At 39.4% G+C, this 20,349-nt stretch carries 18 protein-coding genes and 1 riboswitch; of the genes, 11 read left to right on the forward strand and 7 right to left on the reverse strand.

The window, feature by feature from the left end; all coding sequences use genetic code 11:
• Positions 1 to 43 precede the first annotated feature (43 nt).
• Positions 44 to 964, forward strand: coding sequence for a DMT family transporter (locus tag F938_RS19240; protein ID WP_026040269.1), 921 nt, complete (start codon positions 44 to 46; stop codon positions 962 to 964).
• Positions 965 to 1,031: 67 nt separating this feature from the next.
• Here F938_RS19240 and F938_RS19245 read toward each other — a convergent pair whose 3' ends face one another.
• From F938_RS19245 to F938_RS19255, 3 genes are read right to left on the reverse strand one after another with little or no spacing between them, the layout of a single operon-like run.
• The gene (locus tag F938_RS19245) at positions 1,032 to 1,424 is read right to left on the reverse strand and encodes a DUF4870 family protein (protein WP_005034414.1); all 393 of its coding nucleotides are present in this window, start codon (positions 1,422 to 1,424) and stop codon (positions 1,032 to 1,034) included.
• 34 nt (positions 1,425 to 1,458) lie between these two features.
• On the reverse strand, positions 1,459 to 2,094 hold the full coding sequence (locus tag F938_RS19250) for a DUF1294 domain-containing protein (RefSeq protein WP_005034416.1): 636 nt from the start codon (positions 2,092 to 2,094) through the stop codon (positions 1,459 to 1,461).
• Positions 2,095 to 2,113: 19 nt separating this feature from the next.
• Positions 2,114 to 3,064 carry a homoserine kinase gene (locus tag F938_RS19255; RefSeq protein WP_005034418.1) on the reverse strand — a complete coding sequence of 317 codons (951 nt, stop codon included), beginning with the start codon at positions 3,062 to 3,064 and terminating at the stop codon, positions 2,114 to 2,116.
• Between the two features lie 114 nt (positions 3,065 to 3,178).
• On the opposite strand from F938_RS19255, the gene hisF reads away from it, so the two are divergent.
• Positions 3,179 to 3,937 (forward strand): imidazole glycerol phosphate synthase subunit HisF, encoded by a 759-nt coding sequence (gene hisF, locus F938_RS19260; protein ID WP_004825500.1) that lies wholly within the window; start codon positions 3,179 to 3,181, stop codon positions 3,935 to 3,937.
• Between the two features lie 567 nt (positions 3,938 to 4,504).
• A complete protein-coding gene (locus tag F938_RS19265) occupies positions 4,505 to 4,864 on the forward strand; it encodes a tetratricopeptide repeat protein (protein WP_004825502.1) in 360 nt (119 codons plus the stop codon).
• 42 nt (positions 4,865 to 4,906) lie between these two features.
• Here the strand turns inward: F938_RS19265 and ettA are convergent, their stop codons facing one another.
• Both ettA and F938_RS19275 read right to left on the reverse strand, forming a co-directional pair.
• The gene (gene ettA, locus F938_RS19270) at positions 4,907 to 6,568 is read right to left on the reverse strand and encodes an energy-dependent translational throttle protein EttA (RefSeq protein WP_004825504.1); all 1,662 of its coding nucleotides are present in this window, start codon (positions 6,566 to 6,568) and stop codon (positions 4,907 to 4,909) included.
• A 588-nt stretch (positions 6,569 to 7,156) separates the two neighbouring features.
• Positions 7,157 to 8,734 carry an esterase-like activity of phytase family protein gene (locus F938_RS19275; protein WP_005034420.1) on the reverse strand — a complete coding sequence of 526 codons (1,578 nt, stop codon included), beginning with the start codon at positions 8,732 to 8,734 and terminating at the stop codon, positions 7,157 to 7,159.
• A 236-nt stretch (positions 8,735 to 8,970) separates the two neighbouring features.
• Between F938_RS19275 and F938_RS19280 the strand changes: the two genes are divergently transcribed.
• Complete coding sequence (locus tag F938_RS19280) at positions 8,971 to 10,248, forward strand: O-acetylhomoserine aminocarboxypropyltransferase/cysteine synthase family protein (RefSeq protein WP_005034422.1); 1,278 nt, start codon at positions 8,971 to 8,973, stop codon at positions 10,246 to 10,248.
• A 93-nt stretch (positions 10,249 to 10,341) separates the two neighbouring features.
• Here F938_RS19280 and phoU read toward each other — a convergent pair whose 3' ends face one another.
• Entirely contained in the window at positions 10,342 to 11,064 is a 723-nt protein-coding gene (phoU, locus tag F938_RS19285) for a phosphate signaling complex protein PhoU (protein ID WP_009584000.1), read from the reverse strand.
• Between the two features lie 387 nt (positions 11,065 to 11,451).
• On the opposite strand from phoU, the gene F938_RS19290 reads away from it, so the two are divergent.
• The 7 genes from F938_RS19290 (at position 11,452) to gluQRS (ending at position 19,045) form a co-directional block, all read left to right on the forward strand.
• Positions 11,452 to 12,531, forward strand: a complete 1,080-nt coding sequence (locus F938_RS19290; protein ID WP_005034423.1) for a hypothetical protein — start codon at positions 11,452 to 11,454, stop codon at positions 12,529 to 12,531.
• Positions 12,532 to 12,597: 66 nt separating this feature from the next.
• Positions 12,598 to 13,653, forward strand: coding sequence for a hypothetical protein (locus F938_RS19295; RefSeq protein WP_005034425.1), 1,056 nt, complete (start codon positions 12,598 to 12,600; stop codon positions 13,651 to 13,653).
• 53 nt (positions 13,654 to 13,706) lie between these two features.
• A riboswitch (TPP riboswitch) is annotated at positions 13,707 to 13,840 on the forward strand.
• A gap of 136 nt (positions 13,841 to 13,976) precedes the next feature.
• Positions 13,977 to 15,872: a phosphomethylpyrimidine synthase ThiC gene (gene thiC / locus F938_RS19300; RefSeq protein WP_004825518.1), complete on the forward strand. Its 1,896-nt coding sequence runs from the start codon at positions 13,977 to 13,979 to the stop codon at positions 15,870 to 15,872.
• Between the two features lie 74 nt (positions 15,873 to 15,946).
• A complete protein-coding gene (locus F938_RS19305) occupies positions 15,947 to 16,567 on the forward strand; it encodes an NUDIX domain-containing protein (protein ID WP_005034427.1) in 621 nt (206 codons plus the stop codon).
• A 9-nt stretch (positions 16,568 to 16,576) separates the two neighbouring features.
• On the forward strand, positions 16,577 to 17,386 hold the full coding sequence (gene cpdA / locus F938_RS19310; RefSeq protein WP_005034429.1) for a 3',5'-cyclic-AMP phosphodiesterase: 810 nt from the start codon (positions 16,577 to 16,579) through the stop codon (positions 17,384 to 17,386).
• Between the two features lie 208 nt (positions 17,387 to 17,594).
• Positions 17,595 to 18,122 (forward strand): RNA polymerase-binding protein DksA, encoded by a 528-nt coding sequence (gene dksA, locus F938_RS19315; protein ID WP_005034432.1) that lies wholly within the window; start codon positions 17,595 to 17,597, stop codon positions 18,120 to 18,122.
• Positions 18,123 to 18,127: 5 nt separating this feature from the next.
• Entirely contained in the window at positions 18,128 to 19,045 is a 918-nt protein-coding gene (gluQRS, locus tag F938_RS19320; RefSeq protein WP_005034435.1) for a tRNA glutamyl-Q(34) synthetase GluQRS, read from the forward strand.
• A 107-nt stretch (positions 19,046 to 19,152) separates the two neighbouring features.
• On the opposite strand, the gene ftsW is transcribed toward gluQRS, so the two are convergent.
• Positions 19,153 to 20,349, reverse strand: a complete 1,197-nt coding sequence (gene ftsW, locus F938_RS19325; protein ID WP_004825531.1) for a putative lipid II flippase FtsW — start codon at positions 20,347 to 20,349, stop codon at positions 19,153 to 19,155.

A 20,349-nucleotide genomic window follows, 5' to 3' on the forward strand; every position in this document is an offset into this window, starting at 1 on the left:
TTCGCGTAAAATAGCGATGCTTTCTTTTGCCCTCTTGTTCTTTATGTCATCCTCTCCCTTTGCTTTATTTTTAAAATCGAAAATACCTCAGATTGCCCTGATCATCATGACTATGATTTGGGGAGGTACTTTTGTCGTTGTGCATCATGCCTTGAATTATAGTTCTCCAATGTTCTTCGTAGGTTGCCGATTTGCAGCGGCAACCATCGCTGTCGGATTATTGTCATATAAATATCTCAGAGGCATTCATCTAAAAGAAATTATTGCTGGAGCACTGATTGGCAGCATGATTGCTGGAGGTTATGGCTCACAAACCGTAGGAATGCAAACCATCAGCAGTAGTGAGTCTGCATTTTTAACGGCGTTGTATGTCCCTTTGGTACCCATCTTAATTTGGCTGATTTTTCGTAAAAGACCTCACGTGATGACATGGTTAGGTGTCTTACTGGCATTTATCGGGTTAATTTTCTTAACAGGCAATGGCTTCAACCAAATCAATCTCAATACAGGGCAAATTGTAACCCTACTCGGTTCTTTTGCGATTGCAATGGAAATTATTTTGATTGGTTACTTTGCAGGGAAAGTGAACATTCAGCGAGTGACTGTCATTCAGTTGGCTTTTGCCTCAGTGTTATCTTTTGCATCAATGCCCTTCGTTGGAGAACATCATATCCCCGCCTTTTCGTGGGAACTGCTTATACTGGCTGTAGGATTAGGCTTGACCAGTTCTATATTGCAACTGACCATGAACTGGGCACAACGTTCAGTTGATCCATCTCAAGCAGCAGTGATCTATGCTGGCGAACCTGTATGGGCGGCATTATTTGGCAGAATTGCAGGTGAACGCCTTCCCTTAGTTGCACTTTTTGGTGGATTACTTGTGGTTTCGGGCATTATCCTCAGCGAATGGAGACCTCGATTTTTAAACAGAAAACAACATCAAAAAAGTACTCACACCATATAAAAAAAACAGCGTTTCAAGGTAAGCGCTGTTTTTTTACTTCAGTCATTCTTTCAATTTTTAGTCAGGTTTATAGCGGTAAAGCTTGATCATCATTCAAAACGATAATCCCTCGAATCGCTCGATAAACAATCCATATCCAAGAAAGAAATAAAGTCACACCACAAAACACTGTAGCGCCGAGTGCTACACCTGCAAATGCGTTGACATTATCCATCGTGAAAAAGAGAAAAAGAAATGGAATAAATGCAACGATGGTCCAGATCAAGTACCACCAAAATGTTCTGATTTGCCACTTAAAATGGCTTTCAAAAATCGTACCTCGAACAGAATCTAATTTTACGTAATTAATAATCAATGCAACAATTGCTAGAATTCCAGCGGAGAAAATCGCAATAATGTAAAGAATGTATAAGATTAAGGTGAGAGATTTACTATTGTTTGAATCGACATAATTACTCATCGCAAGCCCTTTTTTAAAACTTGGCGAATTCACACTAAATGTGGAATACATTTAAAGGTGAAATTAACCATAAAATCAATAAAATATTAAAGACTATGGTACAGAAATAGATCTTTCGAAAAGGTTGTTTTTGTGTTTTATGTCGTAAGCGTTGTTGTGCCAACCATGCAGCAGGCCAGCCGCCTAAAAAGGCTAAAATATGTAAGGTATTTTCAGGCACCCGACGCTGATTCATTTGTGCAGCTTCTTTGTCCTGCGAATAGAACCAATAAGTCATGACATTGATAATACTGACAAAAAACAGAATCATGCCATTTAATAAACCACTTATGCTTAAGATTGCCAAAACCACTATATAAACGATACATATGATTTGCATCGGCTGTAATGAGGAGGCTTTTTGGGCATTCAGTTTATTCTGACTGGTTCGATTTGTTTTGGCATGAACAGTTTGAGTTGCTTTCAAATAAGTCACTTGCTTGGCTTTATAACGTCCTTGTCCATCTAACTGCACCACATATTCAAGTGCACAGCCCACTATGGGACGTGGACCTTTTTGCGCAAAGTCTTTGATATGCAGGAATACACGCTCTTTTAGTCCATCATTGGGTTGAATAAAGCCATAGCCTTTGTCATCAAACCACTCAACTAACCGACCTTGATCACGCATTTTTTATCCCACACATTTATTAAGCTGTTACAAATTTCAATCTTTCAATCAACATATTACGCATTTCTTGTGGATTTTTCTGCAAGATATCATCCCCTGTTCGAGCTGATTCAGCATTGATTTGTGCAATCTGCAAACGCATCATCCAAAAGCGTCCTGCCGCCATTGCCAAATATAATTCTAGACATGCCTTTTCATCTTCAGTCAGTGGACGAACTGAACTATAAGCATTTAAAAATGCCATTGCCTTGGCTTCATTTAAAGTAACTTCAGGATATTCTGTACAAAAATCATTTAATGTAATGGCAATATCAAACAACAATTCATCTTGATTCATTTCATAAAAATCAAGGATTCCTTTGAGGTTGTCCCCTTCAAACAGCGTATTGTCGCGAAACAAGTCTGAATGAATCCAACCTTTAGGTCTATTTGGATACATCTGTGTTAATGCTTGATACAATCCCAAGAGATTATCAAGTACCGCTTTATCGGCTGTACTTAAAGTCGGTTTGATTTGTTTCGCCACGTTGTACCAATAGTCATGATCGCGGGCGATTTTGCGCTGTAGTGGAAAATCTTTTAATGCGATATGCATCTTTGCCTGAGCCATCGCAATCTGTTCAACTTGAGCAATGCTTGATGGCATAGGATGTTTGCCGATCATACGTGGTGCAATCTGCGCAGGTTTATCCTTCAACGTATGAATAGATTGACCTTCATATTTGAGTGGTACAGGGACAGCCAGCCCATATTCGCCTAAATGCTCTAATACAGGGATCAACTCACCTGCCGCTTGCGCATCCATATTTTCAAATAAGGTTAAAACAAACTGTGTTCCATCACGACAAATGATAAAATAGTTGGTATTTTGGATACCGCCTTGAATTGGGTTCAGCTCAACCACCTCTAATCCATAAGGTGCTGCAAAGACCTGAACTTCTTGTAAACTCAAAGTGGTATAAACCGACATAGAAAACCTGCGAAAAAACTTACATAAGTTTGATAGAATAACCGCTTCGGCTATTGTGGTGCTATAGCTAAGTCACGAAGTTTCATCATCGACTGTTATTTTTTGGAAAAAATTATGCTCGCTAAACGTATTATTCCTTGCCTAGACGTAGATAATGGTCGTGTGGTGAAAGGTGTTCAATTTCTTGATATTCGTGACGCAGGTGATCCTGTAGAAGTAGCTCGACGATATAATGAACAAGGTGCCGATGAAATTACTTTTTTAGACATCACTGCAACCTCCAATGGTCGTGATACGACTTATCGCACTGTAGAACGTATGGCGGAAAGTGTATTTGTCCCTTTAACTGTCGGTGGCGGTGTGCGTAAAGTTGAAGATATTCGCCTATTGTTAAATGCAGGCGCTGATAAAGTCAGTATTAACTCCGCTGCCGTGTTTAACCCTGAGTTTGTACAAGAAGCTTCTCAGCGCTTTGGCGCACAATGCATTGTCGTTGCGATTGATGCCAAAAAAACTGCGGAAAATAAGTGGGAAATTTTCACTCATGGTGGACGTAAACCTACAGGGATTGATGCCATTGAATGGGCAGTAAAAATGGCGGAATACGGCGCAGGTGAACTATTGGTTACGTCTATGGATGCTGATGGAACCAAAGCAGGTTATGACATTGGTCTCATGCGTCAAATTAATGATCGTGTCACCATTCCAACGATTGCTTCTGGTGGCGTAGGTAATTTACAACACCTTGCAGATGGTATTTTAAAAGGTGGAGCAGATGCGGTATTGGCAGCTTCAATCTTCCATTTTGGTCAATATACGATTCCTGAAGCAAAACAATATCTCGCAGAACAAGGGATTGAAATGCGTCTTTGATGAATGACGTTTTATCTAGATTAAAAACTATATAAATAATCTCATACTTCAATCAACATACTGCATCATGCTGAAAACGCCTTCTTCCACTGGGAGAGGGTTGTATTGAGCGCTTATTTTATTTCGAATGCTCTATTGAATAAGAAAATGAAAGCATTCTAAAGTGATGAGTTATTCATGGTTTTATATCACCTTTATTAAGTCTAAATTAAAACAACATAAAGAAATCAATTAATAATATTTATTTTCAAATAAAATTTTACAATTTATTTGTCATGATTTTTAAATAGAGAATTCACTCAGTAATGATAAAATAAATGAAAATAGTCACATTTCCATTTTTAATATCAGCGTCTTAAAATAAGCCCATCCTTCAATATAAATCAGGGAATTAACCCTATTTACTGAAACTCCTATATTTTTCCAGTATTTTTACTATGAAAAAAAATCATGAAAACAAGGTATTTCATATTCTTTTTATTTCATTTAATCTTGATTGAAATAAGCGTTAAATTTTGTAGTTGATGATGGAGTTAATAAAAATAAATAAGGAGGATTAATCAGCTCATGACTTATTCATACGATTATACACATCGGCATGTCTTATTTGGGATGTCTGAGTCCATGCATATTTATCATCGTGCAACCAGTTATGAACATCTCGCCCTGAATAATCACTATAGTGTGCATTATGATTTACATCGTCATGAGCGCGTTTATACCTATCAGCGTAATGCGATTTGGTATTTTTTACATGCCGCATTGAAAGGTTATAGTAAAGCACAATATAAACTCGGAATGATTTATCTACAGGGTCAACTGGGACTGTCTCCTGATCAATATAAAGCCAGAAAATGGTTGTTACTTGCAGCCAATCAAGGGCATATCGAAGCGCAAAATCAACTTCACCATGCTTACCTGCAATAAAAAACCAGCTCGAAAGCTGGTTTTTTACAGTAAAGTCAGTGTTTAGCCACCAATTTTTTTGTATTTAGTACGCTTCTGCACAGCTGCATCACCTAAGCGAGCCAAGCGATACGCTTCGTATTCAGCATAGTTACCTTCGTAGAACTCTGGCTGTTCATTTTCAAATGACAAGATATGCGTTGCAATACGGTCGAGGAACCAACGGTCATGCGATACCACCATCACTGTACCTGGGAAGACTAAAATCGCATCTTCTAGCGCACGTAAAGTCTCGATATCCAAATCGTTTGATGGCTCATCCAGTAAGATCACGTTTGCGCCCATTTGAAGAATCTTAGCAAGTTGTAAACGGTTACGTTCACCACCAGATAATTCTCCAACACGTTTTTGCTGATCTTGACCTTTAAAGTTAAAGCGACCGATATAGGCACGAGAAGCAATCTCGTATTCACCGATTCTTAAGATATCTAAACCGCCTGAAACTTCTTCCCAGACTGTTTTATTGTTGTCTAAGGTGTCACGAATCTGACCAACATAGGCGACTTTAACAGACTCACCCAGTGTCACAGTACCTGTATCAGGTTGCTGCTCACCTGTCATCATACGGAATAAGGTGGTTTTACCTGCCCCGTTTGGACCCACAATACCCACAATCGCTGTAGGTGGCACAGTAAAGGTTAGATTTTCGTACAATAAACGACCATCAAAAGATTTACTGATGCCTTCAACTTCAACCACTTTATTCCCTAGACGTGGACCAGGTGGAATATAAATCTCTGAAGTTTCATTACGTTGTTGGAACTCACGCGAGTTAAGCTCTTCAAAACGCTCCATACGTGCTTTATTTTTCTTTTGTTGACCTTTGGCATTTGAACGAACCCATTCAAGTTCTTTTTTCAATGCTTTAGCAAAAGATTCTTCTTGCTTTTGTTCTTGCTCTAAACGGGCATTTTTTTGCTCTAACCAAGACGAATAGTTACCTTGGTATGGAATACCATGCCCACGGTCAAGCTCAAGAATCCACTCTGCCACGTTATCCAAGAAATAACGGTCATGGGTAATCGCCACGATTGTACCAGCAAAGTCTTTCAAGAAACGTTCTAACCAAGATACAGACTCTGCATCCAAATGGTTCGTCGGTTCGTCCAGCAATAACATATCTGGCTTAGACAGCAATAAACGGCATAGTGCAACACGACGACGCTCACCACCTGAAAGCAAAGTTACATCTGCATCCCAAGCAGGAAGATTTAATGCAGCGGCTGCCTGATCCATTTGATTGGTCAGGTTATGGGCATCCCAAGAATGAATGATTGCTTCTAATTTCTCTTGCTCTTTTGCAAGTGCGTCAAAATCGGCATCTTCTGCTGCGTATTCAGCAAAAACCTCATCTAAGCGTGCCAAGGCATCCAATGGCTCACGTAAACCATCTTCAACGTTACCACGGACATCTTTATTTGGATCTAATGGTGGTTCTTGCTCTAGATAACCGATTTTAATACCTGGTTGTGCACGAGCTTCACCTGAGAAATCTTTATCTACGCCAGCCATAATACGGAGCAAAGTAGATTTACCAGCACCGTTTAAACCAAGCACACCAATTTTGGCACCTGGGAAAAATGATAAAGAGATGTCTTTTAAGATTTCGCGTTTAGGCGGAACCATCTTCGACACACGGTTCATCGTGTAAATATATTGGGCCACGTAGGACTCCTCTATAATGAATAAAAATTCGCAAAATGCGAATAGGCTTTACTCGAATGTCATCTGTAGCGACTTGATAAACAAAAACATGGTTTTGTTTATATCCACTTGCAACTCAAATTCACTCAGTCTGCGCGATAAAACTCAAAAACATGTTTACGGTTTTCTTCGTTTCACAGCATTCATTGTTTGTTTTAACTTACAAGGCAATCCACAGATGAAATGCGGACAAATCCTTAAATAAATGCTGTTAATTATACGCTGAATTTATCTATTTTTGTTCAGATTTGTCCAATTAGATGGAGATATTTTCAAACACGCTTTTTCAGATTCGTTCTTCAAAAGAGTTCGACCTTGAGTTTTATTCAAACGAGATATGAAATCAAAGTTCGCCTGATATTGCGATATAAACTGTAGATGCAGTCTGGATGTGTTGGTTGGATGACAACCAAATTAAGGCTTGCACAGGACTAAAACTGGTGGCTATACATTGCACCAAGGTATGAGTATCGTTTTTATTTTAATGCTTGTTGTTATTCAACACATAAGATTGAAAGAGCCGTCAATTTGACAACTCTTTCAAAGTGCTTATTGCCCTTTCAAATTCAATTTATCCATGATGTATAAGGTATTGATATCGACTCTTGTTCGCGCTGTATCCAGGTATTTTTGCTCCATTCCTTTTGCATTACTCCACAATCCTAAATCATCATCGTTTAATACACCTAAAGTGGTGTTATTAATCAACCATATGCCTTCTATTTTGTCATGTGGATATTTCACCGCTTTGCCCATATCGAGTACCAATGTTTTGGGTGCTGGAACAATATTCAATGCTTTTAAACCATCCCAGCCTTTTTCCAACTGGAATTCTTCCAGTGTTTTACCCGCGATCGTTAAACCGATCTTGTCATCCTGTTTGAAATCCTTTTGATCTTTAATATCTTCTAAATTGGTGGCTTGAGTTAAATCAATACGATAAACATTTTTAATTACCTTTGTGGTGTCTTTATAAAAAAGACCGTCCCGTTCCAGCACTAAAAATTGTGTTGCACTTAATGCAATAATCCCAGAGTTGGAGTTCTCAGGAAGTTCTTGCTGATAGAGATATTGTGCAACCTTACCTGTCTCAAGGTTAATGGTCACTATACGAGTCAATGTTGATTTATTGACACTTTTATTCGGCAAACTCATGGTCGACTGCATAATGCCCACCAAAGTTTTTTGATCTGGTGTAATGGTGAGCCCTTCCATTCCTCGATTGGCACGGCGATAACTAAATTCATTAGGTAGCGTCCATTGATTACGTTGATCTGCTTTGAATGGATTAATTCGCCCGATTTCCTTGCCATTGGCATCAAAATGTACAATATGTGGACCATATTCATCACTGACCCAAAACGTGCCATCTTGAAGTGCAACTAGCCCTTCACTATCTAAGCCATAATCATCCAATTTGATGGGATTATTCACTGCATCAAACGGTTTGGTTGGATCTACAGTAATCACTTTACCATTCACATCATAAGGGGTTTCTCCCGTCCCCCCAAAAGCTGAGGTATTGGGTAAACCTGAAATATCTTTACCATTACGGTCTTTCAAATTAATGGTTTTGATTAGTTTGACGGTGCCATTGTCCTGAATTTCAAACAAACCAATTTTGGGAACATAATTGGGAATCGCAAACACTTTACCTGCACCATACAGCTTGTCAGTAAAGTCAGCATTCGGTCCTCGATCTGTCAAAGCATAGAATTGCTTTTTATTTGTCGGGTGAGCAGTGGCATCAGAACCAAAACCACCTTGACGAATATCAAAGCTACTATCAATGGTCGTGCCATTTGCATCATGTCGTGCGAGTACAGTAAATGGTAATGCGACGCCTTGAGCAAATAAATTCGGTTTACAACTGTCCTCATTTTTTGTGACTTCACTGGCTTCCAGTTTACCATTTCCATTCCTATCTACCCCGCTTTGAACACGTGTTCCTCCCATCACACAAGCCTCATCGCCAAAGGCTAAACTTATACTTTGAGTAAGTGTTTTGCTGTTGGTTGAGTCTTTATTATCATCATCTGAACATGCTGTTAAGCCGAATAAACTACATAAAACTAAAGTTAAAGTGGTTTTACGAATTGTCAGTTTACTTATCTGTGCTTTATTCATTGTACTTAGTGCCTGATTTAATGGAAATTCCAATACTAATTTCGGCAAGTGACATCAACATGACAGTGACTCAACTAAGCGATATTCGGTATTTACATATTCAATTCTGTATAAACGGCACATCGCTAAGACTTTGTCTTTATCTTTTTTTATGATTTTAAAATATAGAAACCCTTGTTTACTTCATATATTTATTTGTTACACTCTATTGAATTTTAATAAAAAGTTGACGGAATATGACTTATAAAGACGAAACACTTGCCATTCACGCAGGCTATGAACCAGAAGCAACAACCAAAGCCGTTGCTGTTCCAATTTATCAAACGACATCCTATGCCTTTGATAACACCCAGCATGGTGCAGATCTATTTGATCTCAAAGTTCAAGGCAATATTTATACCCGTATTATGAATCCAACCACAGCTGTGCTTGAACAACGTCTGGCTGCACTTGAAGGTGGAATCGGTGCTTTAGCATTGGCTTCGGGCATGTCAGCAATCACCTATTCGATTCAAACCATTGCCGAAGCTGGTGATAATATTGCATCTGTATCGACGCTATATGGTGGAACATACAATTTATTTGCGCATACTTTGCCGAAACAAGGCATTGAAGTACGTTTTTTTGATTACCAAAATCCTGAAGCACTGCGCAACCTGATTGATGAAAAAACCAAACTGGTCTTTGTTGAATCAATCGGCAACCCATTGGGCAATATTATCGATCTTGAGGCGATTGCCAAAATCGCGCACGAATACGGCGTTCCTGTCATTGTTGATAATACTGTTGCTACCCCTGCCTTGCTCAAGCCTTTTGAACATGGTGCTGATATTGTCGTACATTCTTTGACGAAATACATTGGTGGTCATGGCAACTCCATTGGCGGCGCCATTGTAGACAGTGGGAAATTCCCTTGGGGTAAATATCCTGAACGTTTTAAAGTCTTAAATACACCTGATCCAAGTTATCATGGTGTCAATTATGTAGAAGCCTTAGGTGAAGCCGCATATATAGCGCGAGCGCGTGTTGTGCCTTTACGTAACACTGGTGCTGCGATTAGCCCACTCAGTGTTTTCCTTATTTTACAGGGCTTAGAAACGCTCAGTTTACGTATGGAACGTCATACCGAGAATGCACAAAAAGTTGCAGAATACTTGCAAGCACATCCTAAAGTGCAATGGGTCAACTATGCCGGTTTAAAAGACCATCCACAACATGCCTTAGCTCAAAAATATGTCAAAGGTAAACCATCTGCCATCTTATCTTTTGGAGTACAAGATGGTCGTGAAGGTGGAACTCGTTTTATTGATGCCCTACAACTCTTTACTCGTTTAGTCAACATTGGTGATGCCAAAAGCTTGGCATGTCATCCAGCAACCACGACTCATCGCCAACTCAATGAAGAAGAATTAAAAGCGGCTGGGGTCAGTATTGATATGGTTCGCTTATCTGTAGGCATTGAACATATTGATGATTTGATTGCAGATTTAGAGCAAGCCTTGGCACAAGTTTAATTCGTTGAGTTGACGTTTTTTCAAAACCGATGCCCCAACAAAAAGACCTGAATAATCCAGGTCTTTTTGTTTAAGTCTTTAGGCTACGTTAAATTATTTTCCTTGAACTTTTTGTTCAATTTCTTCAATGTTGGTATGACGCACATCAAAACCTTTCGCCATATAAATGACTTGTTCTGAAATATTACGTGCATGATCACCAATACGCTCCAATGAGCGCAATACCCACATCACATTAATAACACGACTAATATGTCGAGGATCTTCAATCATATACGTCATGAGTGTACGTGTTGCCGACTGATACTCACGGTCAATATCTGCATCTGCCAACAAAACTTTTAATGCTTGTTCAGCATCGACACGGGCAAAAGCATCCAAAGCATCATGAATCATGACACGAACTTGATTGCCAATATGGCGTGTTTCCATATAGCCACGAGGTGACTCACCTTCTTCGCACAATGTCTGTGCAATACGGGCGATTTTTGCGGCTTCATCACCAATCCGTTCTAAATCCGTGTTTGCCTTACTCATCGCAATCACCATGCGCAAATCAATTGCCGCGGGATGACGACGTGCCAAAATCAAGGTCAGTGCTTCATCGATTTCACGTTCATAACGGTTGACGGTATTGTCTTGAAACTGCACATCTATTGCCATATTGGCATTGGTATCTAACAAAGCATGCACCGCATTTGCCACTTGTTGCTCTACTAAACCACCCATGGTCATAAATTTGGTATTTACATCCTGTAGATCTTCATTGAATTGTGAAGAAATGTGATGGTTTAATACAGGATTACTTGGGCTCAAAGTTTGATACTCCACAGGCAACAAATGCGACTTTTTAGACTTAATATTAAACCATAGCAATGATGAACATTTTATGACAAGTATTTTTCTTTTAGATGAACTTTCATTGAAGCAATGTTGATTTTTCATCTTCAAGATTTAGCTCAAATCATAGCACTCACTTTATATAATTTATATATACTGACATTTAATTTAAGATAAACCGCAGGCTTATTTTTAGGCAAATTATTCAATAAATGAACGCTGCATAGCCATGAAAAAATTTGCCATTTCCGTTAAAATCGTAACGTTTCATTATCACAAAACTACAAAATATTTCATTTATTTAGCTTTGATTCAGCGACAATAGCAAAGTACCACATTGAGCTTCCTTGTTATATCGGTCTAATGAAATTTCCTCGCAACCCTATTCATTATCTCATTTCGAGCATACTCGTAGTTTTGAGTGGCTTGGTGGTGGTCGCGTGTCAAAAACCAACAACGGATATCGTACAAGAGTCAAAGGAAGCACCAAAAACAGAAAATCCTGTTCCTGATCTGACGCAAATTTGTCAAAATCTAAAAAATGAAATGTTGGCAATTAATCCGCAAAGAACAACTTTAGCGATTGAACAGGTGAATCAAGACATTCGCATGTGCTTACCTTTGTTAAAATCTACAGAACAAATGGAACTCATGCATCAATCCAAAAAGATGTACCAACAATTTCTACAAATAGATCGAACATCAGAACAACAGCAAGCATTTGAAAACTATGTGTTAGATCAGGCAGCATATCCCACCATTCAGCAGAATAAATTTGAACAACTCAATTTGCGCGATCAATATTTATTGCGCCATAAAGGACAGGCTTATATTGAGTTAACAGACCAGACTGAGGATGCAATCAACTATCGCCGAAGCCCGCAGTATTTGGCAAAAGTTTTTGCACCTTATCTGCAAGCACCTGAACAAGTATTTATCGAAAATCTGGCAGAGCAAAATGCGCAACCGCTTTTCAAAAATAATAAATTGAACCTTGAGCCTGATGAAATTGCCAAGCGCGCTAAATTTTGGCAAGAATATCTTGTGACGTATCCAAATACCATTTTTCTACATGACGCGCGCTTTTTAAAAAATGCTTACAGCAGCTTGTTATTTTTAGGTACAGAAGGCTCGCCCATTTCGATGAATTTTGAAAATCAAAATGATATAGATGTCTCAAGTTGGTTGGTCATCGAACATTTGTCTAAAACAAATGAAGGGGAGCTTTCAGTCCAAGCCAAGAAATTTATACAATTCGTACAAATGACGCCTGAACAACGCCAACAAAAAATTCAAATCAGTGAAAAAGAACGCTTAAAATTAGAAAATCGCCCTCAATTATTGGCACTTTCTCAACTCAATCAATATTTAAATTTAAGTCCAATTGATTTTAAACATGTCAAAAAAGACTGCTTTAGTGATGCAATTTGTTCTAATACATAGATTTCTTTTCAGCTCAATTTTTATTATCCTTTCACTATTCAAAAAACTCACAACAATTGTCATACCATGAACTTTCTACAAAAAAGTGTTCCATTTGCTGCTATTTTTATTTTTACCTTGCTCAGTGCTTGTCAAAAACATGAAAATAATCAAAAAACTGAAGCCGTTAAAACATCTACATCTGAGATTGATGCCACTGAAGCCTCTCGTCCTAAAGGACCTGCTCAAGATTGTAGCCAAATCGATTCAAGTATTCAAAAGTTAGAAAAAACAGTGGTTGCTGAGGATTTGCATGATCTCAATCAATGGTTTAGAAACTGTTTATCAACTGTACCCTTAAAAACTCGTTATCAATGGCAAGCAAAATCTGAAGACATTTATCAGAAACTTGTGATGGATGCTTCACCTCAAGTATTCCAATATTTGACTGATTCTCTTGCAGAAGGTCAGTCTATGACAGCAAAGCAAAAACAAGAACTATATAAAAAGTTAAAACCGAGTGAGAAATACTTGGTAGATCATGCAAAAGACTTATATTTAGAAAAATTTTATGTGGGTGAAGGTGAATATACGTTTACCCGAAATCCACAATATGATCTCGATATTTTTGCACCCTCTTTAGAAAAATCAGATCAAGTTTATTTTAAACAAATCCGTAAAGAGTATACAGGAGCAAACTATATACTGGATGCTGGATTGGCAATTAGTTTTAATGAAGTCGCCAACCGCTTATTATTTTGGGAAAAATTCAATAAAGACTACCCTAAAAACCATTATAAACCTCAAGTTTCAGAAAACATTGAACAATATCGTCGTGCTCTTTTTCAAGGCGATGACAATACCCGTACCCTATGGTTTGATGATGACAAAATTGCAGATGAAGAAGCCATGAAAGCCATTGAGAAAGTTGCCAAAAGCCAAACGGCAAGCCGTCAGACTGCACAAAGCTTCCTAAATTTGATCAATAAGAGTGAAACGCTTTGGCAACAAATGCCAAAGCCATCTAGAGAAAATACTCAAGATGAAACCCCTGAACAACAAAACATTCAAGAGCAACGTACAGCATTTGAACAAAAAATAAGGAAGCAGGTTGAAGAAATTCTTGCTCAAAAAAATAATTAAATTTGATAGGAGTATGTCATCACATTCCCGATGAGAACATGCTAATATTTAAACATCGCTTGACGGAGCGCGAGTAATTCCTCGCTGAGATTTAGTCAGTTTTGCATCTCCTTGCCAAAACTTAAACTAAAGTACCGTTGAACCTGATCAGGTTAAGACCTGCGTAGGAATCAAGCATCTAAAAACTGACAGCCCAAAGTTTATCTATTTTTTTAGAAATACAGCGCCATGCTTATGGTCATTGTGTTGCATCAAATAGACTAAATTTGCCACCGTTTTTGGTCGTGCTTGATTCGTTGATGTCATTCATAAGGATCATTGTAATGAACCAATTAACGAATCTATCCCCTGCTGATCAATTGGCTCAACATGAGCAAGAAGCCAAAGATCTCACTCGAATTTTACCCGCGTCTAAAAAAGTCTATATTCAAGGTTCACGCCCTGACATTCAGGTTCCGATGCGTGAAATTGAACTCACCGATACCCCTACAGGTTTAGGTGGGGAAAAAAATCCACCAGTGATGGTTTATGACACATCAGGGGTTTATACCGACCCGAATGTCAAGATCGACCTCAATCAAGGTTTGCCCAATGTTCGTGAAACATGGATTGCTGAACGTAACGACACTGAACGCTTAAACACCCTAACTTCTAAGTTCGGACAAGAGCGCCTCAAAGATATTCGTACAGCTGAAATCCGTTTTGCACATATTCAAAAGCCTCGTCGCGCCAAAGCAGGACATAATGTCAGCCAAATGCATTATGCCAAGCAAGGAATCATTACCCCTGAAATGGAATATATTGCGATTCGTGAAAATCAACGTCAACGTGAAGGCGTCGATATGCGTCAACATGCAGGACAAAATTTTGGTGCACATAATCTGATGGAAATCACGCCTGAATTTGTGCGCAAAGAAGTCGCTGAAGGTCGCGCCATCATTCCTGCAAATATTAACCATCCAGAATGTGAACCGATGATTATCGGACGTAATTTCTTGGTTAAGATCAATGCCAATATTGGTAACTCTGCACTGGGTTCATCGATTGATGAAGAAGTTGCAAAAATGACATGGGCAACGCGTTGGGGCGCAGATACCATTATGGATCTGTCGACGGGTAAAAATATTCATGAAACACGTGAATGGATTATTCGCAACTCTCCTGTACCAATTGGTACTGTTCCGATTTATCAAGCACTTGAGAAAGTCGATGGGGTTGCAGAAGACCTGACGTGGGAAATCTTTAAAGACACCTTGATCGAACAAGCTGAACAAGGCGTGGACTACTTTACTATTCATGCAGGTGTGTTATTGCGCTATGTTCCATTAACCGCAAATCGTTTGACGGGGATTGTGTCACGTGGTGGCTCAATTATGGCGCAATGGTGTTTGGCGCATCATGAAGAAAATTTCCTTTATACGCATTTCGATGAAATCTGTGAAATCATGAAAGCTTATGATGTCTCGTTCAGTCTAGGTGATGGTTTACGTCCAGGCTGTATCCAAGATGCCAATGATGAAGCACAATTTTCAGAATTACGCACCTTGGGTGAACTCACCCATCGTGCATGGCAACATGATGTTCAAGTGATGATTGAAGGTCCAGGGCATGTTCCAATGCATATGGTCAAAGAAAATATGGACTTGCAACTTGAAGTTTGTCAGGAAGCACCGTTCTATACACTTGGACCACTAACAACGGATATTGCACCTGGTTATGACCACATTACCTCTGCGATAGGCGCGGCAATGATTGGTTGGTATGGTACAGCAATGCTGTGTTATGTCACACCAAAAGAGCATTTGGGATTACCCAACAAAAAAGATGTCAAAGACGGCATCATCACGTACAAAATCGCCGCACATGCAGCAGATTTAGCTAAAGGTCATCCAGGCGCACAGGTACGCGACAATGCGCTCTCTAAAGCACGTTTTGAATTCCGCTGGGAGGATCAATTCAATCTGAGTTTGGACCCTGATACCGCTCGCTCTATGCATGATGAAACTATGCCGAAAGAAGCACATAAATCAGCGCATTTCTGCTCCATGTGCGGACCGAAGTTTTGTTCGATGAAAATCACCCAAAATGTTCGTGACTACGCACAAAATCAGCAACATGCTGAGCAAGCCACTTCAAGCCAAACGGTGATAGAGGATGGTCTTAAAACCATGAAATCTGTCTATCATGAGCAAGGACAAAAGTTGTACCACAAAGTGTAAAGTTAAAAAAAACTTTTGCCTTTGCCTATTTCTCAGTTAGGATGAAGTGAATATGTTTCATCCTAACTACACACATGAACATCATTCAGCAAGCAACTTACACCCATAACGATGTAAAAATTAAATCTCGAGAATATGCTTTTCAGGGCTTTGTTCAAGTCGAAAAAGTCAGCTTGCAGCACCGATTATTTAACCAAACCGAATATACATCAAACATCCAACGTGAGTTAGTTCGTCGCAAAGAAGCCGCGGGTGTTTTGATTTATAATGATCAACGACAAAAATTCGCACTGATTGAACAATTTCGCGTTGGTGCAATTGATGACCCAATTTCACCTTGGCAATTAGAAATTATTGCAGGGGTATTGGATGGTGATGAATCTCCAGAAACCTGTATTCGAAGAGAAAGTCTTGAAGAATCTGGCTGTGAGCTTGAACATATTCAAGCTCTTTTTAGTTTCTATCCATCGGCTGGCGCATGTGATGAAATTTTTCATCTTTATACTGCTCAAGCGGAGTTGCCTGCCGAAGGCGGTATTTTTGGAATGCCCGATGAAGGTGAAAATATTCAACTTCATATCATCGACTATGCAGATCTTAGTATATTATTACAAAGTAATCGTTTAAAAAATGCACCAGTGATAATGGCTTTACAATGGCTACAACAGCACTTGCGTACACTTGAAAATGTCTAGGGGAAAGACATGCAATCAAAGATATTGCAGCAAACCGATAAAGATAAAGTGATCATACAAATCACAGATACACACTTAATGGATAAGCCTGATGCAAAGTTTGTCGGGATCAACCCTGAGGAAAGCTTTCATGCCGTTATGGAAGATGTTCAGCAGCGCTTTCCAAATGCTGATTTGATTCTACATACTGGGGATTTGGCCCAAGCAGCTTATCCGGAAACCTATGCACGCTATTTAAATTATATGCGGGGCTTTGGCATTGATTTTTATCATATCCCAGGAAATCATGACAATCTGAGTTTTTTCCCCTTTCATGTACCTGAACCAGAACCCACAGTGATTGAGCTTGATCAATGGTGCATTATTCTGCTTAACAGTACAGTGAGTGGGCGTACAGATGGAAAGATTCAACCTGAACAATTGGTTCGCCTAAAACAACGCTTAGAGCAACTTCGAGACAAGTTTGTGATTGTTGCCTGTCATCACAATCCTTTTGAAATGCACTCAAAATGGCTAGATCAACACAAATTAAAAAATGCCGATGAATTAAAAGCAGTGCTCGAACCATTTAACAATATCAAGCTATTATTACATGGGCATGTACATCAAGAGTCTTATAACGAGTGGAATGGCATACAGTTTATTTCTACACCAGCCACCTGTGTCCAATTTAAACCGCTTAGCCAAGAGTTTTCATTTGACCCAATTGCACCTGGTTACCGTTGCTTACATTTAAAAGCCAATGGTGAGTTTGAGACCTATGTACATCGACTTGACCACTTCAATGTTACAATTAATGAAGAAATTTCAGGTTACTAGCTTTTCATTTTGTTTTTTTTCCATTAAGTTATTCGTCCAACAAGATATGCAGAAAGTCGAATTCAGGGCGAGGTGACTTTCATCTTTGTAAAAAAATCTATATGATGACGCCCCCGATAGATTCATTCTGTTGGTAGTGATAAAAATACTTGCATATCACCATATTTTTTGCGTATAGATAGTACGTATATGATGAGGAATGCCCTTTATGGCGAATGACAACCAAAATCAAGTCTTGGATGAGCAAACAGCAATGATGGATGATAAGTCTGCAAAGCGTGTACGCAAAGCCAAGCCAAAGACCAATGAAAACGGTACTACAGCAAGTCTATTCGGTATCGAGCCTTATCAGCCAAAGAAAAATGAAGAATATATGTCTGAGGGGCAGCTCGAACATTTCCGTCAAATTTTGCTGGCTTGGAAGGCAGAGTTAATGTCGGAAGTGGATCGCACTTTAAATACGATGCAAGACGAATCTTCTTCTTTACCTGATGTAAACGATCGTGCAACACAGGAAGAAGAGTTTGCAATTGAATTACGTACTCGTGATCGTGAACGTAAATTGATTCGCAAAATCGAACAGTCTATCGAAGCCATTAAAAATGATGACTATGGTTTCTGTGAAACTTGTGGTATCGAAATCGGTTTACGTCGTTTAGAAGCACGTCCTACTGCAACTTTATGTATCGACTGTAAAACACTTGCAGAGATCAAAGAGAAGCAAAACAACGGTTAAACACTGTGTCTGCACATTCCTCCCCGACCCTTCCTGATGTTAAGGAAGGGAGGAAGCATGACCAATATAAAGGACGATTTGCACCTTCGCCCACAGGTCCTCTACACTTCGGTTCATTAATTACTGCTGTTGCCAGTTATTGCGATGCAAAAGCACATAGAGGGCAATGGATCGTCCGTATAGAAGATACGGATATTCCTCGCATCTATCCCGATAGCGAACAACACATCTTACAATGTTTAGATGCTTTTGGATTTGAATCTGATGTTGAAATCATTTATCAAAGACAACGCATTGCAATTTATGAATCTGTTATCGACCAGCTCAAACAACACAATTGGGTATATGCTTGTGCGTGTACTCGAAAGATTCTTGGTTCAAACCATATCTATACAGGCACATGTCGAGATAAACAGCTTGAGTTTAAAGATCAAGCCATTCGTGTAAAAGTCACAGATCAAAACATTTGCTTCCATGATCGTTTGCAAGGGCTACATTGCTCTAACTTACAACATGATCTTGGTGACTTTGTCCTTAAGCGCCGTGACGGCATCATCAACTATCAATTGGCAGTCGTTGTAGATGACTATTTACAAGGAATTAACCATATCGTACGTGGTTCAGACTTATTGGATAATACTGAACGTCAAATATGGCTAGGGCAACTTCTTGGCTATCCAGCAATTGAGTATATGCACCTTCCGCTCGCCATGAATGAACAAGGTCAAAAGCTCTCAAAGCAAAATCTTGCTCATGCACTAAATATTGAAAATGCAGCGCCCCTACTTTCACAGGCAATTCTCGCATTGGGTCAGGCACCTGTAGACTTAGATCAGCCTGCACATATGTTGGCTCAAGCTGTGCAACAATGGGATATTTCACGTATCCCCCAAGGCATCCATTTAACCGGCATTTATCAATAATCACAGTGCTTATATCAACAATAAAAATGCTATAAGTTCACAGCACATCTCACAAAAAAGCCATTTGATCACAAATGGCTTTTGAAGTATTCAAGCTAAGGAAAATTCTAAAAACTCGATTCTTCCCTTGCTGGGTTGGCTTCTTTGGTTGTTGCATCAATTTTTAAAATCAAACTGATCATGACTGCGCACATAATCAAAGATGAACCCCCATAACTAATAAATGGCAGGGTCAAACCTTTGGTCGGCAACATGCCCATATTCATTCCTGCATTGACCAGAATTTGCAGTAAGAAAATAATACTAATTCCGTAAGCTAAATAGCCAGCACGTAAATACTGATGATTTAAAGCGCGCTGACCAATTCGAATACAACAAATCAGCATCACAAATGAAAGCAATAACACCGTCGCAATCCCAAAGAAACCAAACTCTTCACCCAAGATCGCCAACATAAAGTCTGTATGCGCCTCAGGTAAATAAGACATCTTTTGAATACTGTGCCCTAAACCGACTCCAAACCACTCACCTCGCCCAAATGCCATCAAGGCATTGGACAATTGATAACCCGAACCTAAAGGGTCAGCCCATGGATTAGAGAATGACATCAAACGCTCATAACGGTAAGGTTCGAATACAATCAAGGAAACAAACGCAACCAGAATGGCACCAAAAGCGAAACCAAACTGAATCATCGGCGCACCAGCAAGGAAAAACACCCCTAACATCGATACCGCAATCACTACTGTTGCCCCGAGATCAGGCTCTGCAATAATTAACCCTACCGTCAGTAACATTACGACACCGAGTCGAACCAAGCCTTTAATATTGTTTCGAACCTCTTCAGCACGACGAACCACATAATCAGCAGTAAAAATTGCCATCATCACCTTGGCAACTTCTGTCGCCTGCAAGGTGAAACCGCCGACACGAATCCAACGTGTAGAACCGTTTACCTCTGTTCCCACCACTAAAACAGCAAGTAACAGTAGAATAGTGATCAACCACAAAGGAAAGGTGTTTTTAAACCACAGATTCAGCGAAATCCGATAGGTCACTACAGCGGCTAGAAAAGCCACCACAATTGAAATCGCATGACGAATGACATAATGGAATTCGTTTTCATGCATCCGCTCCGCATACGGCATTGACGCTGAAGCAACCATCACGGTACCGATACACAATAGTGAGATGACACAAAACAGCAATACATTACGTGGGGTAATTTCTGCGGGCAATTTTGGCATCCAACGTTCATACGCTTGATGAAGTTTACTTATTGTCGTCTGAGCTAACCCAGCCAT

Origin of the sequence: Acinetobacter bereziniae LMG 1003 = CIP 70.12, assembly GCF_000368925.1 — a bacterium.
Classification (GTDB): Bacteria; Pseudomonadota; Gammaproteobacteria; order Pseudomonadales; family Moraxellaceae; genus Acinetobacter; species Acinetobacter bereziniae.